The following is a 16,714-nucleotide window of genomic DNA, read 5'->3' on the forward strand; positions in this document are numbered from 1 at the left end:
TTTATTGGTAAACCAATGGAAACAGACTTCATCTTGATTAGATTTGTATCATAAGAATACCGAATTTATGGCTGATAAAACAGAGGCGAAGAAGAGAATAGCGGAACTTAGCGAAAAGCTCCATTATTATAATTATAAATATTATCAGGAGAGCATTTCTGAAATCTCTGATTATGAGTTTGATATGCTCCTGAAAGAACTCATTACCCTGGAAGAGGAATTCCCTGAGTTTAAATCCCCTGACTCTCCCAGTCAAAGGGTAGGAGGTACTGTTACCAAGCAATTTGATACTGTAGTGCATAAAATACCCATGCTTTCCCTTGGAAATACCTACTCTAAGGAAGAATTGGAGGATTTTGATAAAAGGGTAGCTAAAGGACTGGATGAACCTTATGAATATTTTTGTGAATTGAAATTTGATGGAGTAGCCATCAGCTTGCATTATGAAAGGGGTAGTTTGGTGCGGGCTGTTACACGTGGTGATGGCACTAAAGGAGACGATATCACCAATAATGCCAAAACAATTCGTAGCATACCTTTAAAAATAAGGGGGGATAACTTTCCGGATTATTTTGAAGCCAGAGGAGAGGTGTTTTTACCACGGGAAGTTTTTAACGAAATTAACAGGGAACGAGAAAGTGAAGAAAAAGCTCTGTTGGCTAATCCGAGGAATGCGGCTTCAGGCACCTTGAAAATGCAGGATTCCGCAGTAGTAGCCAAACGTAAACTGGATTGCTACCTGTATTCCTATACCGGAGAAGATTTGCCAATTAATTCGCATGAGGAAGGCATTAAACAACTGGAACAGTTTGGTTTCAATGTGTCCCAAACTTATAGAAAGTGTGAAAATATTGAGGAGGTTTTTGCTTTTATCAATGAGTGGGAGAAAAAGAAACTGGCTTTGCCACTGGATATAGACGGAATAGTAATAAAAGTAAATAGCATTCCGCAGCAGGAACAATTGGGATTTACGGCTAAAAGCCCGAGGTGGGCCATTTCCTATAAGTATAAAGCAGAAAGTGCAACTACTGTGCTTAACGAGATCACCTATCAGGTAGGGAGAACCGGTGCTGTTACTCCTGTGGCCAATTTACGGCCAGTCTTATTAGCCGGTACTACTGTCAAAAGAGCTTCTTTACATAATGCAAATGAAATTGCCCGCCTGGATTTAAGGGTAGGGGATACCGTTCATGTAGAAAAAGGTGGTGAAATAATTCCCAAAATTACTGCTGTTGATTTAACTAAAAGGGAGGTGGGAAGTGAGGCTGTTGATTACATCACTGAATGTCCTGAATGTGGAACACCGCTTGTTAGGACAGAAGGTGAAGCAGTTCATTATTGCCCGAATGTAAAAGGTTGCCCGCCACAGATAAAAGGAACCATTTCTCATTTCGCACAAAGAAAAGCAGCTGATATTGATTCAATTGGGGAAAGAACTATCCACTTACTTTATGAGAAGGGCTTGGTAAGAAACATAGCAGATCTTTATGACCTAACCTATGAGGATATTTATGAGCTGGAAGGGTTTAAGGATTTAAGTACGAAAAATTTACTCCAGGGCATTGAGGAATCTAAAAAAATTCCTTTTGAAAATATCTTATTTGGACTGGGCATCCGTTTTGTGGGGAAGACAGTCGCAGAAAAGCTGGCGGAATATTTTAAAAATATTGATAATTTGGCAGCGGCTAATTACGAACAACTTATTGAAGTGCCGGAAATTGGAGAGCGAATAGCGCAAAGTGTGGTAGATTATTTTAAAGATCTGGAGAATATTGACTTAATTGAACGCTTGAAAAGGGCTGGCTTACAAATGGAAATTGTAGAAAAACAGCAAGTGAAGGTTGGTAACGCATTGGAAGGCAAATCTTTGGTGGTGTCAGGTGTATTCCACCATTTTGGAAGAGAGGAAATAAAGGAAGTAATAAAACAGCATGGTGGGAAAGTAGTTTCTGCAATATCGGGAAAAGTAGATATATTAGTGGCTGGGGAGAATATGGGCCCTGCAAAAAAAGATAAAGCTGAAAAACTGGGAGTTTCCATTATTTCAGAGGAGGAATTTCAATCTATGATTGAACAAAATTAAAACTGTGATAAAAAATCAATTGTTAAGGTATAAAATTGAACGGGGACAGAAGAAGAGCAGGTTCTTGCATCGGGCCTATGAATATAAAAACCTTAAAAAAGTAGGTGTTATATTTTCCATTCAGGATTTGAAGAAACACGCGGCAGTAAAACAATTTATTAAAACACTTGAGGGTGATGGAATTGAAGTGAAAACCCTGGCTTACAAGCCAAAAGACACTCAAAATTTTGAATTTTACTTTGATTTTTTTGAGGACAAGGATTTTGGCATCTTTGCACAGGTAAAGTCGCATCATGTCCTTACTTTTCTGGAACAGAAATTGGAATATTTATTCTGCCTGGATGATAACCTGAATCTTTATATGCAGTACCTGCTAGTGAACGCTCATTCCACTACAAGAATTGGAGCGTATCAGGAAGAACCGAAACATGGGAGATATTTTGAACTGATGGTGAAACCAAAGGTAAGTGGTGATACAGAAATATTGGTAAAGGAAATCATGTATTATGTCCGAAAGATTTCAGGAAATGAGCATTAATTTAAATAGATCATAATAAAATATCCGATAGTTGATTACATCTGACAGTCAAAAATATTTAAATACAAACTTGAAATGAAAGAATTGTTTAAAGGAGTGGGGCCGGCTTTGGTTACTCCTTTCAAAAAAGATTTAAGCATAGATTTTGAAGCCTTAGAGAATTTATTAATTCATACTGCAAAAGGTGGTGCCGACTATTGGGTAGTACAAGGAACTACAGGTGAGTCTGCTACTACTTCATTTGAAGAGAAAAAAGTAATCTTAGATTTTATAAAGGAACACAATCCTAACAACTTACCCATTGTATATGGAATGGGAGGCAATAGTACAAAAAGTGTAATTGAGAGTTTCAAGGCAGTGAAATTTAAAGGCGTGTCCGCCATTCTGTCCGCCAGCCCGCATTACAATAAACCTACTCAAGATGGTATCTTTCAACATTTTAGGTCTATTGCTGATGTGTCTCCTGTCCCTGTTATTTTATATAACGTACCGGGCAGAACGGCTTCAAATATCAATGCTGAAACAACCATAAGACTGGCGAGGCATCCCAATATTATTGGGATAAAAGAAGCTTCAGGCAATATGGAGCAATGTATGAGAATTGCCTACGAAAAACCCAATGATTTTTTGTTGATTTCCGGAGATGATTTGTTGACCAGTTCTCTGATAGCATTGGGAGCAGTTGGAGTAATTTCCGTGATGGCAAATGCATTTCCCCGGACTTTTTCCAGAATTAATAATGCAGCCCTGGCTAATGATTTTCCGGCTGTTCGTAAGGATTTGTTTCGTCTACTGACACTCAATTCCCTTATGTATGAGGAAAGCAATCCTGTGGGAGTAAAGGAAGTCCTCAAACAATTGGGCATTTGTAAAAATCATGTAAGATTACCTTTGCTGCCAGCAAGTGATGAGTTGAGTAAAAAAATTCAAACGGCCTTGTTGGGCAAATCATTAGACTAAGTCAAAAAATTCAAATGAATTTTTTGACTTAGAAATCATCATTCGCTCAGGAAATCTGAGCTTTTCTCAACCACCTGCTTGAATAATTCAGGCAATTCATTCTTTTCCCATGGATGAGTCGCACCAAATACATGATTGGCATCTTCAAAAATAACCAAGCTAGTATCTGGTTTAATGGATTTTATTTGGCGGGCCATTGCTACAGGTAAAGTTTCATCTGCTGTACCATGAAAATTTAATAGGGGTTGTTTCATTTCTTCCACTGCTTTGGGAATGGACAAACGATCAACATTTTCCATTACATCATGATAAAGTTGTACATATAAAGGCATGCGCTGGCCTGTTCTGGCGTTGTCAATGTACTGCACTCCATTTTTTCTCCAGGCTTCCAATACCTCTTCAGGATATCTGGTGGTCAAATCGCTAATGGCTGCTAAAGTAATTACTTTCTTAATCCTTTCATCTTCATTTGCTTTGAGTAGAACCAGCCCACCACCACGGCTATGTCCCATCAGGTGTATGGCTTCTCTATCCAATTCTGCTTTATCTACCTCAAAGTTTTCTGAAAAAACATAATCAATAGCATCTTTTAAATCATTGAGTTCAATGGTAAAATTATTATTTCCAAAAGCTTCCAGATCTACAAAGTCTACAGGTTGTTCAGGAGTAGTGCCATTATGGCTTAAATTTATTTTCATGAAGATGAACCCCTTTCTGGCGTATGCTTCTGAAAGTAAATTAAATACTCCCCAATCTTTGAAGCCTTTAAATCCATGAACAAAAAGGATTAATGGTTTCTTTTCATTAGAAGAAATGTATCTTAGATCAGCTGAAATAGGCTTTTTGTGAAGTGTGCTTTTAATTATTATGTTTTTTGAAATCATTTTGAGTTTTTGAATTGCTTAAACATTGAATTGGTAGTAATATTGCGCTTACATGGGTAGTAAAATTAAAGAAATACAATTGCCAATAGCACATGAAATGCAGGAATTTGAAAAAAAATTCCGCGAGTTTATGAAAAGTAATGTGTATTTGCTTGATAAGATCATGGGCTATATCGTCAAGCGAAAAGGCAAACAGATGCGGCCCATGTTTGTATTTCTTTCTGCGGGAATACATGGTAAGATAAATGAATCCACCTATAGGGGTGCGGCACTAATTGAATTATTGCATACGGCTACTTTGGTGCATGACGATGTGGTGGATGATGCTAATTACCGAAGGGGCTTTTTTTCCATTAATGCTTTGTGGAAAAATAAAATTGCAGTGTTGGTGGGTGATTATTTACTTTCCAGGGGATTACTCTTGTCCATTGATCATGGAGATTTTGATTTGTTAAAGATTGTTTCAGAGGCAGTACGAGAGATGAGTGAGGGTGAATTATTGCAAATTGAGAAGGCCAGGAAACTTGATATTACCGAAGATGTTTACTACGAGATTATTCGCCAGAAAACAGCTTCTTTAATTGCCTCTTGTTGTGGGGTAGGCTGTAGGTCTGTGAGCGAGGATTTGGAACTGAGCAAGCGAATGAAGCTCTTTGGTGAAAAGGTGGGGATGGCTTTCCAGATTAAGGACGACCTTTTTGACTATGGAACCCAACAAATTGGTAAACCTACTGGCATTGATATCAAGGAAAAAAAGATGACTTTACCTCTGATTTATGCCTTGAACCACTCTGAAAAATCTGAGAAAAAACATATTATAAAATTGATAAAAAACAAGAGTGAAGACAATGCCACAGTGAAGGAAGTAATCAATTTTGTAGGTAGTAAAAATGGCATTGCCTATGCTGAGGAGGTGATGAACAATTATCATCAGGAAGCAATTGCTATTCTGAATGAATTCCCTGATTCGGCATATCGTAAATCATTGCAAGAATTGGTACAATATACTATTGAAAGGAATAAATAATTTTATTTTTTTCATTGAAGCATTTCCATTATTCATTTTCATCTTCGTCATAAGTATTGTGTACAATATCCTTAATGACTTTGTCAATTTCATGTGCAGAGGAAAGAATATTCCTGAGCAGGAATTGTAGTTCTTCAGGCAATATGACAGGCATTTTCCTATGCTGCATTTCAAAAACATCAATCAGTCCCATAAGCCGGGAAAGGGGGGCCCTCACCATATGGGATTGGTGCCAGGCTATATCACTCAATTTTTTATTTTGTCGCTCAATTTTTCTGGTATATTGATAGCGTTCAGTGATGTCAATTGCCAATAGTAATATGGCTTTTTTTCCTTTGAACTCCAGTAGGTTGCCTTTCAAATCCACTGCGGATTCTTCATTGTCCATACATTGATGGAAATAGGTTTGCTTTAATTCAAAGGATTTATTTTTCAGGAAATACTCCACTAACTCTTGATTAAAGTCATCCTGAATATCATACATTTTTAGTTGAAGAAAGTCTTCCCTATCGCATTTATATTTGCTTATGGCAGCTTCATTTACATCAAGTATTGATAAGTTTTCCACGGAAACTATAAATACTGGTTGTGGATTTAAATGGAAAAGCTCCTGGTATCGCTCATGCGAATCAGATAGCTGCTGACTTATAACTTTCCTTTCAAGTGTATAAGTAATACTTTTGAAAAGCGAGGAAGGGGTGAGGGTATCCTTTAAAAGATAGTCAGATACGCCCAAAGCCAAAGATTTCACTGAAAATTCGAAATCGGAATATCCTGTTAAAACAATGATGGGTGTTTTGCTGCCTTGTTCTATTATTTTCCTCACTAATTCGTCCCCTTGCATATCTGGCAAGGTTAAATCCAATAGTATAAGGTCGAAATATCCATTTTGATTGTTCATGTAAGCCATTGCCTCTTCGCAGGTTTCTGCCACTTGAATACCTATGTTATGGAATTCCTGGTTGAGATAATCGCTTACCAAATATTGATCGCCTTTATTATCCTCTATCATTAAGAAATTAATCTTTTTGGGGAGAGTATTCATTTAAACTGAAGTAAGTCTACTAACGGTTTGTAGGTAAGTTAACAATATTAATCCAAAAATTTTCTATTCCTGTGACTACATTTAAAAAATTATTAATATCAACCGGTTTAGTAATATAGCTATTTACATGATTTGCATATGCCGTATTGATATCCTTTGGAGAAGAAGATGTAGTAAGCATAATTACTGGGATAGATTTAAACACCTCATTGGATTTAATCTGACAAAGTACCTCGTGTCCATTCAGCCTGGGTAAATTAATATCCAATAAAATCAAATCAGGAGGAGTGGCTTTCTGGTAGGGGGGTAATTGATTTAAAAAATCGATTGCAGACTGGCCATCATTAACAATGCTCATTTTTAAGACTATTTTGGCTTCTTCAAAAGCTTCTTTAATTAAAAGTATATCCCCTTCATTATCTTCTACTAATAATATATGGACAGTATTCTTATGCATAAGTCAAAGGTTTTTATTGATTGAAAATTGAAAAGTAGTTCCCTTGCCAAAAACACTGTTAACGCTAATTTGCCCAAGGTGGGTTTCTACTATTTTTTTACATACGGATAATCCGATACCATTACTATCGGAATTGGCTTTAGGGTTTAGAATGTTGAAGATCTTAAAAATGTTTTGAAAATCCCTTTCCTTTATCCCAATTCCATTATCACTTATCGAAAATATCCATTCATTCTCTTCACTTAAGCAGCTGATGTTAATAATTGGAATGCTTTCGGATTTATATTTAATGGCATTGCTAATGAGGTTTTGCAGTAGCCTTGAGAAAAGAATGGGGTAAGCCACTATATTTTCCACTTTTGTATCTAATGTTATGTTTGCTTTGGTTTCCTTAATGGATTGGCCTAATGCTATTTTCACATCATCTATAGCCTCTATCAAATTAACCTTACTTTTGGTTTCTGCTAAAATACCAGAACGGGAAAACTGTAATAATGACTCAATTAATTTATTCATTTTGTCGCTGGCCTTAATGGCTACGTCAATATATTCAATGGTAACATCATCTAATTTATCAGCAGATCTCTTCTTGATAAGTTCCATCATTCCTCTAACATTCCTTGCAGGTTCTTTCAGGTCGTGTGAAGCAACATAGGCAAATTCTTCCAGCGTCTTATTCACTTCTCCTAAAGCTTTATTTCTTTGTTGGAGAAGGCTGTTAAGTTTGTTAACGTGTTCATCAAATTCACGCTGTTGGCTATTATCATTTTGCAAAGAGAAGAACCCTATGTGCTCACCCTGCTCATTGTACATAGGCTCACAATAGATCAACATCCAATATTTGTGACCTTCTTTTGTGTAGTTTATTATTTCCACACCAAAACTCTCAAGTTTTTTTAGTGCATCCCGCATGAGTTGGATAGTTATTTTGTCAGATTCTTCCCCTTGTAAAATACTTCCCGGTTTTTTGCCCAATACTTCAACCTCAGTATAGCCTGTAAGCTTTTCGAAGGCAGCATTGACAAAAGTAATTTTACCCTCTATATCTGTAATGACCACCACATTACTGGTTTGTTTGGCTATAGTGGAAAGCTTAATTAGTTCTTCTTCGTTATGTTTCCTTTTAGTGATATCGCTTGAATTGCTTAGAATTTTAATAATATTTCCTTTTTCATCTGAAATAGGCCTAAATCTTGTCTCCAGCCATACATCATAGCCTTTTTTGTGTCTTACTTTAAACTGGATAAGGCCTACATTCTTAGATTTTTTAACTTTTTGAAAAGTGTCAGCTATTAATTGTCTATGCGATTCATCTTTTATTTCTTCAAAAAAATTACGACCTACTAATTGATGAGGCTCATAACCTACTATTTCATAGGCAGAAGGGGAAATGTATTCAATAATACCTTCCTTGTCATGAATATTAATTAAATCTGTGGCATTGTTGGCAATAAGTTCAAATAGCTCTGACTTCTCTTCATATTTAACATTAATTTTGGCCATTGCATTTTCAGATAAGCGTAGTTCGTTACTTACTGTCTGATAAGCTGTGATATCAACAAAGGATATTACTATGCCGTTTATCTCGTTTTTAAAGGTTCTAAAGGGCGTGATATGCATTACATAATGTTTCCCATTCAAATCCTTTATAATGGTTTCAAATGGTGCTAATGTTTTATAGACTTTTTCTACTTTGTCAATAAAACCTTCTAAATCCACATGTCCCCTGAAATGACTGATATGCCTGCCAACATCACTGGGCAATAGGTTCAGAATCTCCTTGATAGCTGGAGTATATTTTCTGATATTTAGTTCATTATCAAGGAAAAGAATGGCAATATTGGTACTTAGTAGCAAATTATTCAAGTCATTGTTTTGATCAGATAATTCAGCTACTTTTTCTTGAAATTCCGCATTAACGGTATAAAGTTCTTCGTTGACAGACTCCAACTCCTCATTTGAGCTTTGTAGTTCCTCATTGGTAGCTTGAAGCTCTTCATTACTTGATTCCAATTCCTCCACTGTACTCTGCAGGTTTTCTTTGTTCATTTGCAATTCATGCTCCAGCAGGTCTATCTTCTCATTACTGGCCATGTCCAGTTCGAGGGCTGCTTGCTCCATAGAAGGTGAGCTTTTATTAATCACCTGGAAAGAGGCAATCAATAGTGGGGATTCGTTTGGGAAAACGATTGGGGAGATGTGGATATTTATTTTACTACTCTTGTAAGAATTTACCAAACTTTTTGGTACTACTATGTTTTTCAAATTGATTGACTGCAAACTGCTTAAAGCTTTGTTAGAGGCTAGTTCGAACGACATCCTCCATTCCTCCGGAAGCATTTTCAGTAAATTGGCAGATATTTCCCCGATAGGTAATCTTAGCCATTCAGTCACATTTCCTGTCGTATGGAACAAATCAAATTCAGGAGTGTATGCTACAGAATCAGGAACAAACTGCTGAATGAGAAAAGCCTGAATATTCTCTATTTTCTTTCTGGGCGATTGCATGGTTGATTGCGAGTATCCTAATGCTGAGGGTTCCTCACGGAATGATTTTCCTCGAATAGGTTCGAGCTGCTTTTTTTTATTTTGTGGAGCCAGTACCTTAACATTGGATTTGTTGACAAATATTTTGTTTTTGATGTCAAATTCTGAGAAATACTTCTCCATTGGACCCAATGATTCACTTGAGCCTAAAAACAGGAAGCCATCAAATTTAATAGTATAACGAAACAGGGAGAAAAGTTTTTGTTGAATGTTTGGGTTCAAATAAATAAGGAAATTCCTACAGCTTAGTAAATCGATTTTACTAAAAGGAGGATCCTGAATGAGGTTGTGTACGGAAAAAACGATCATATCCCTGATTTCCTTTGCTATTCTATAACCCTGATTTTGGGCAATGAAATAAGACCGTAGCAGGTCCTTATCTATTTCCGTGGAAATGTTCTCAGGAAAGGATCGCGTACTGGCCATTTTAATGGCTTCTTTATCCAAATCTGTAGCAAAAATGGTCACATCATATTGCAATTGATTTTTTTTCAGGTAATCTTTTAGCAAAATTGCGATAGAATAGGCCTCTTCTCCTGTGGAACAAGCTGTTACCCATACTCTAATTTGCCTTGTAGAGGCATTGTTGGCCACTATTTGAGGAATGACATGTTCTTTTATTTTATTAAAAGCCTGGATATCGCGAAAAAAACGAGTAACCCCAATTAACAATTCTTTTGAAAGCAGGTGGCCTTCATCTGAAGTATTTAATAGATAATCATAATATTCGTTTAATGACTGAAGGTTTAGCAATCCCATTCTTCTGACTGTCCTTCTGTAGATGGTGGAATTTTTGTATTCTGAAAAATCCATGCCCGTTTGGATTTTTAACTCATGGATAATTTTCTCCAGGAGGGAGTTGTCTTCAATAGTCGACTTATTATTGGGTTGAAGTAATTTGAGAGTATCGAAAAACAAGGTTAAATGAGTGGGGATATCTTCTACTTTACATACTTTATCAACAGCACCAGTATAAATGGCGTTCTTTGGCATTCCATCGAATTTTGCAGTGGCAGGATCTTGCACTAAAACCAATCCCCCTCTTTCTTTAATAGATTTAATACCTTCTGATCCATCACTTCCTGTACCTGATAAAACCACCGAAGCACAATTTTCTCCCTTTTCTTCAGCTAAAGACTGGAAGAAGGTGGTAATAGGGAAGCTAAGTTCTTTGTCTGCTTTATCATTGAGCTTGATTATATTTCCTTTGATAGTGACAAACTTTTTAGGGGGGTTAAGGTAGATATGATTGGCTTCCAATTTCATATCATTTTCCATTACATGAATAGGCAATACGGTATGGCGCGACAGCAATTCATCCATTAAGCTTTTATGATTGGGGGCCAAATGTTGAATAACGACATAAGCAAAACCTGCGGAATTATCAATATTGGTAAACAATTCTTCCAGGGGCTCCAGGCCACCGGCAGAAGCACCTATTCCTATTACGGGTATGGAGTTATTATTCATACGTTATTTTATTTTTAGGTACTGTGAAATGAAAATGGCTACCTTTTTCAGCCTGGGAGTGTACCCATATTTTACCTCCATATTTTTCAACAATTTTTTTGCAAATTGCTAAGCCCAAGCCTGAACCTGAATATTCTTTTTTTGTATGAAGACGTTTGAAAATGACGAATATATCATCTAAATATTCTTTTTGTATGCCAATTCCATTATCTGATATGATAAACTCATAATGGATGTCATTTTCCTCACAGCTGATTTTTAACTTGGGTTTTCTACCTTTCGGTATGTATTTTAAAGCGTTTCCAATTAAATTTTGAAACACCTGGTTTAATCCTGTTTTACTGTAAGAGATTATAGGAAGTTTCTCTACCACTACAGTGGCATTTTTAGTTTCTATTGTGTCTCTGTATAAAGCAAGTATTCCTTCCACTAGTTCATTAGGATTTAAATTTTCAGTGAATATTTCATCATTACCTGCTCTGGAATATTCCAATAGGTCAACAATGATCTGACGCATACGTGAGCCTCCATCCACAGCGTAATCAATATAAGTATTGGCTTTCTCATCTAAAGACTTGCTATATTTGTTTTTCAGCTGGCTCATAAAGCTTGTGATCATCCGGAGGGGCTCTTGCAGATCATGAGAAGCAATAAAGGCAAATTGTTCCAGCTCTTTATTTATTTGCTCTAGCTTAATTGCTCTTTCTTTCAGTTCTGCATGCAGTTTCTCCATTTTGGCCTGATTTCTTTTCTCCTCGTTAATATCCCTGAAATAGACTGATAGACCATTTTCAGAAGGGTAAACTTTGCTAAGGAACCATGTTTTTAGTGGAGTGTAATAATATTCAAAAGTACGGGTCTCCTTTAGTTGTAAAGCTTTATGATATTCATGATAAAGCTGTGTGTCAACAGCAGGCTTGAAAATATCCCATATACTTTTATTTAAAGATTTCCCTTTTTTGATGGCTAGAAGATTTTCTGCTTCTTCATTTATATATGTGAATTTGAAATCCTGGTCCAGTGCAAAAAAACCATCTGAAATACTTTCCAGTATCTCGTTGTTTTTTTGAGAAGTTTCTTTCAATTCCCTTTCAATATTTTTTCTATCAGTAATGTCCTTGAAGAATACAGAAAAACCATCTTTGGTAGGATATATGTTTTCATCAAACCAGGCATCGTATAATTTGTAATGAAATTCAAAGCGAGCAGGCTTTTGTGTTGATTTAACCTGCTCCAACCTGGTAAAGAAAATAGTCTTTTTTAATTCGGGAAATTCATCGAAGAGGTTGCATCCAATTAATTCCTCACTGGGCTTGTTAAACAGGTTTAAGGTTGTTTGGTTAATGTAAGTGAATTCATAATTGTCGTTTAATGCATAAAACGCCTCTGATATGCTTTCCAGGATTTCATTTTTCTCTTCATAGGAGCGTTGTATGTCTTCTTTATGCTTCTTTTTTTCTGTTACATCAATAGCCGTGGAAATCATTACATTCTGTTCAGGCAAAGGAATGTTCTTAACATCTATATATTTTTCGTTTCCATCCTGGGTTGTGATCTTAATATCATGCCATTGCATCCGGGAAATGTCTCCTTTCTCAATATCACCAGTCATCATTTTAATCATTTTTGCCCTGTTTTCCTGATTAGGGAAAATTTTCTTTAAAAAAGAGCCGACATTTTTTAACTTTCCTGGAGGCCAACCATAAACTTTGTTAAACTCTGGATTTGTCATAATTACTGTTCCATCGTTTATGGTACTTACAGAAATTCCTATAGGCATATACTCCAATACGCTTTCAATATATTCTGTGCGCTCTTTGAGCTCTTCTTCTACAAGTTTTTGCTTGGTGATGTCTTGTACAGTGCCTTTAAAACTTGGTTTATTATTTGAATTTTTCTTGAGAACACCTTGCTCTAAAACCCATTTCACTGTTCCGTCAGGTAATAGAATTCTATGCTCATAATGTAAGGGCTTTTTTCCAGATAAAGCTTCTTTCGATCTAAAGAGAAACTCTTCCCTGTCTTCGGGGTGTATAGTAGAGAGAAATCCATCATAGTCAGGTTTGGCTTTACGATCTATTCCCCAAATTCTGAATACTTCATCAGACCAATAAATTTCATTCTTCTCCAAATTCAGCTCCCAATATCCAATTTTGGCAATTCTATGAGACTCATTTAACTTTTTATTGAGTTCTTTTACTTCTTCCTCAGTTTTTATTCTTGCTGTGATATCAAATGTCTGACATACTCCACCTACTACTATATTATTTTCTTTAATAGGTTTAAATTCAGTTCTGAGCCAAATACTACTGCCAGTACCTGATTGATTGGGTACTTCCAATTCTATTTCAATTTCTTCTCCACTTAATGCAATATCATATAATTCACTCCATCTGTCAATCAACTGAAGATTACCTACAACTTTTTCATCTATCAGGTTTTGTCCTCGTTTGATTTCAATACCTGAATATTCTTTTAGCGATTGAAAGAAGATATTATTGGCTTCAATGAGATTTTTATCTTTGTCAAAACTCCAGATTAATCTATCTGTGTTATTGAGTAGTATATCTTTGTTTTTTCTTACTTTCTCTTTCTCAGTTTCAAATTTATTTACAATGGAAGTAGCATCTTTTGCTACACAGTATACTAGTTTTGTGTGTTCATCCCACCTTCCAGACCATAGTAATGGTACACTACTGCCATCTTTTCTAATATACCTATTTTCAAAACTTGTGGTGTTTTGTCCGTGAAGAATTTCCAGTGCAGCCTGACTTGTTTTTTCCCTATCATCAGGATGTACTAAATCCAGGTAAATTTTCCCTATAAGTTCATCTTCCCTATATCCCCAAACCTTTTCACAAGCTTTGCTAATTCTTATAAAATGACCTTCACTGTCTATAGTACAGATAACATCCAGGGATGTATCTATCATTAGCCTTAATTCATCTAATTCAGATTTCTGTTCTTGCGGGGATTTATTTGGCTTTTCTCTCATCTATATTGATAATGGTCAATAAATAAAAAATTCATTTAAGAATAAATTGACTATCAATGGAATTTACAGATTATGTTGTAGACTTACAATATTTTTTAATTATATAAATAATTTATTGAAGATAATTCGGAGAGAATAGAATTTATAGTTTGGATTTTAGAATTACACCTGAATGGAGAGGTTTTCGCCAGAGCAGGATTTATCTCCTTTCGTAAACAACATAATCAAAAGCGTAAGGATGCTTTTCATCAGCTGAATGTTTTTCCCGCTTTACTTCTACCCAATTTTTTTTGTCAAATTCAGGGAAATAAGCATCTGCATCAGGAAATTCTGCATATACTTCGGTAATATAAAGTCTTTCTGAAAAAGGCAGACAGGCTGAATATATTTCACCACCACCTATGATGAAAAGTTCTTTTTCATTTTGATCTTTGGCAAAGGTAATAGCACTATCTATTTCATGAAATACCTTTACGCCCTCATGTTGCCAATCCTTATTACGTGTAACTACCAGGTTTACCCTGTTTGGCAGAGGCTGGTATTTTTCACCTAAAGAATCGAAATTTTTTCTACCCATAAGGATATGATGATTGCGCGTTTTATCTTTAAAATATTTCATGTCATCCGGCAAATGCCAAAGCATGTCATTGTTTTTTCCAATCGCTCCATTTTGGGCTCTCGCCACTATCATAGATATTTTCATGTTGAGTTATTTTATTTAAGCTGATTTCCTCTAAAAAAATCAGCTACTTTCATTCGTTTTTTGCCTTCTTGTTGTATTTCCGTTAAAGATAAAATACCTTTTCCACACTGAATGTTTAAGTAAGTTTTATTATCAGTAATAATCTCTCCGATTTTCCCGGTCTTCTCTGTGTCTGTTACTTTTGAAGCATGAATTTTATACTTTTTTCCGAGAAATTCCGTCCATGCTGTGGGGAAAGGGTTGAGTCCTCTGATGAAGTTAAATAAATCCTCAGCACTCCTTGACCAATCTATTTCAGTATTTTCTTTAAATAATTTAGGGGCATGTTTTAACGCCTGGCTTTCATCCTGGGGGAGTAAATTGTATTCACCTTTTTCAATAATTCTAACTGTTTTGAGTACCAGTTCAGCTCCTTTGTTCATCAGTCTTTCATAAACTGATCCTGTAGTATCTTCTTTATGAATAGGTTCTCTTTCCTGTAAGATGATGTTCCCTGTATCAATTTCATGCTGAAGGAAAAATGTTGTAACACCGGTTTCTTTTTCTCCATTCATTACGGCACGGTGAATGGGTGCTGCCCCACGGTATTGAGGTAGGAGAGAGGCGTGCAAGTTGAAAGTGCCCAGGTCAGGCATATCCCATACTATTTCAGGCAACATGCGAAAAGCGACTACAATTTGCAGATTGGCATTATATGATTTTAAGGTTTCATGAAATTGTGGATCTTTGAGGTTGGTAGGTTGCAGGATAGGAACATCTGCTTCCAAAGCATACTCCTTTACAGGTGAAACAGAAAGCTTTTGTCCTCTTCCTTTTGGCTTGTCCGGTGCAGTAACTACAGCAGCTACATTGTAGCCGTTTTCTATTAATATTTTAAGTGAGGGCACTGCAAACTCAGGGGTGCCCATATAAATTATTCTTAATCGGTTCATAAGGAGTAAAGTTAAGGCTATTGCTTTTAAAAGTTCAAATGGAATGAAAAAAACAATCTTTGAAATACTGCCGCTTTATGTATTCTTTTTAATTTTACTGTGCACAAAAAAGGCCATCCCGAATCGGAATGGCCTTTATCTGGTTATCTCAATTTATTATAATTCTTTAATCTTGATGTTTTTGAACCAAACATCATCCCCATGATCCTGTAGGCCAATATAACCTTCTTTGGCTACATTTACCCAATCAGGGTTTAGTTCAGGAAATTTGCTTGCAGCAACATCCTTCTCCCATTGCGGGGTCCATAAATGATATTCCACTACAGTTTCTCCATTTTGTTTGTGAACTACTGTGCCATTATAAACAATTATTTCGACTGAGTTCCACTCACCTGCAGGTTTGGCATTTTGCGGTTTGGCAGGATAAATATCGTATAAAGAACCAGCCTTTCGATTGCCGTCTTTTCCTAGCATAGCATCCGGGTGTCTCTCATTGTCCAATATTTGCATTTCAGGAGCTGTTTTCCAAATGAAATCCAACTCATCTGATTCCTGTCCCAGATAAAAAATACCTGAGTTGCCACCTTCTGAAACTTTCCAGTCTAACTTTAAATGGAAATTCTGAAATTTTTCATCATACAGAATGTCACCACCTTCTTCAGAGCCGGCTTCTCCACGTCCTGAAGCAGACATATAAAGTTTTCCATCCTCAATTTTCCAATCTGAAGGAAAGTCTTCTTTTCCATATCCTCTCCAGTTATCAGCTGATTCTCCATCAAACAACAACTTCCAGCCCTCTTCTTTTTCACTTTCTGTTAGAGTATTAGGTTGAGCTTCTTCCATTTCTTTTTCGGCTACCATGGTAGTATCTACATTTTCGGTTTCTTCTGTAGATTCTTTTTTAGCATTATCACAGGCAAAAACTATAAAAGCTGCTGCCACAAATGCATAAAATGATTTTTTCATGTTTGTATTATTTTAGTTGTGTAAATTTATAATGTTTAAAAAATAAAGAGGGAGACTTTTCAGTAAGAACTAAAGCTTTAATAATATAGCCTCATCAGAAGGTTCTC

12 protein-coding genes are annotated in these 16,714 nt (G+C 36.1%); 4 read left to right on the top strand and 8 right to left on the bottom strand.

Going from position 1 to position 16,714, the window contains the following annotated elements; genetic code table 11:
• Positions 1 to 67 precede the first annotated feature (67 nt).
• The 3 genes from ligA (at position 68) to dapA (ending at position 3,581) form a co-directional block, all read left to right on the top strand.
• Positions 68 to 2,083, top strand: coding sequence for an NAD-dependent DNA ligase LigA (ligA, locus tag JKA74_RS03710; RefSeq protein WP_201429807.1), 2,016 nt, complete (start codon positions 68 to 70; stop codon positions 2,081 to 2,083).
• A gap of 4 nt (positions 2,084 to 2,087) precedes the next feature.
• On the top strand, positions 2,088 to 2,621 hold the full coding sequence (locus JKA74_RS03715) for a DUF6913 domain-containing protein (protein WP_201429808.1): 534 nt from the start codon (positions 2,088 to 2,090) through the stop codon (positions 2,619 to 2,621).
• A 75-nt stretch (positions 2,622 to 2,696) separates the two neighbouring features.
• Positions 2,697 to 3,581 carry a 4-hydroxy-tetrahydrodipicolinate synthase gene (gene dapA / locus JKA74_RS03720; RefSeq protein WP_201429809.1) on the top strand — a complete coding sequence of 295 codons (885 nt, stop codon included), beginning with the start codon at positions 2,697 to 2,699 and terminating at the stop codon, positions 3,579 to 3,581.
• Positions 3,582 to 3,619: 38 nt separating this feature from the next.
• On the opposite strand, the gene JKA74_RS03725 is transcribed toward dapA, so the two are convergent.
• The gene (locus tag JKA74_RS03725; RefSeq protein WP_201429810.1) at positions 3,620 to 4,465 is read right to left on the bottom strand and encodes an alpha/beta hydrolase family protein; all 846 of its coding nucleotides are present in this window, start codon (positions 4,463 to 4,465) and stop codon (positions 3,620 to 3,622) included.
• Between the two features lie 52 nt (positions 4,466 to 4,517).
• On the opposite strand from JKA74_RS03725, the gene JKA74_RS03730 reads away from it, so the two are divergent.
• Positions 4,518 to 5,492, top strand: coding sequence for a polyprenyl synthetase family protein (locus JKA74_RS03730; protein ID WP_201429811.1), 975 nt, complete (start codon positions 4,518 to 4,520; stop codon positions 5,490 to 5,492).
• Between the two features lie 28 nt (positions 5,493 to 5,520).
• Here JKA74_RS03730 and JKA74_RS03735 read toward each other — a convergent pair whose 3' ends face one another.
• From JKA74_RS03735 to JKA74_RS03765, 7 genes are all read right to left on the bottom strand, one after another.
• Entirely contained in the window at positions 5,521 to 6,537 is a 1,017-nt protein-coding gene (locus tag JKA74_RS03735) for a response regulator (RefSeq protein WP_201429812.1), read from the bottom strand.
• Between the two features lie 19 nt (positions 6,538 to 6,556).
• On the bottom strand, positions 6,557 to 6,994 hold the full coding sequence (locus JKA74_RS03740) for a response regulator (RefSeq protein ID WP_201429813.1): 438 nt from the start codon (positions 6,992 to 6,994) through the stop codon (positions 6,557 to 6,559).
• 3 nt (positions 6,995 to 6,997) lie between these two features.
• Positions 6,998 to 11,011, bottom strand: coding sequence for a chemotaxis protein CheB (locus JKA74_RS03745; RefSeq protein ID WP_201429814.1), 4,014 nt, complete (start codon positions 11,009 to 11,011; stop codon positions 6,998 to 7,000).
• Positions 11,004 to 14,006 carry a PAS domain-containing sensor histidine kinase gene (locus JKA74_RS03750; RefSeq protein ID WP_201429815.1) on the bottom strand — a complete coding sequence of 1,001 codons (3,003 nt, stop codon included), beginning with the start codon at positions 14,004 to 14,006 and terminating at the stop codon, positions 11,004 to 11,006. The genes JKA74_RS03745 and JKA74_RS03750 overlap by 8 nt, the downstream gene beginning before the upstream one ends.
• Positions 14,007 to 14,205: 199 nt before the next feature.
• Entirely contained in the window at positions 14,206 to 14,709 is a 504-nt protein-coding gene (locus JKA74_RS03755; protein WP_201429816.1) for a dihydrofolate reductase, read from the bottom strand.
• An 11-nt stretch (positions 14,710 to 14,720) separates the two neighbouring features.
• Positions 14,721 to 15,641: a methionyl-tRNA formyltransferase gene (gene fmt / locus JKA74_RS03760; RefSeq protein ID WP_201429817.1), complete on the bottom strand. Its 921-nt coding sequence runs from the start codon at positions 15,639 to 15,641 to the stop codon at positions 14,721 to 14,723.
• Between the two features lie 156 nt (positions 15,642 to 15,797).
• Positions 15,798 to 16,607 (bottom strand): DUF1080 domain-containing protein, encoded by an 810-nt coding sequence (locus JKA74_RS03765; protein WP_201429818.1) that lies wholly within the window; start codon positions 16,605 to 16,607, stop codon positions 15,798 to 15,800.
• Between the last annotated feature and the right edge of the window lie 107 nt (positions 16,608 to 16,714).

This window comes from Marivirga aurantiaca (genome assembly GCF_016679925.1).
Lineage (GTDB): Bacteria > Bacteroidota > Bacteroidia > Cytophagales > Cyclobacteriaceae > Marivirga > Marivirga aurantiaca.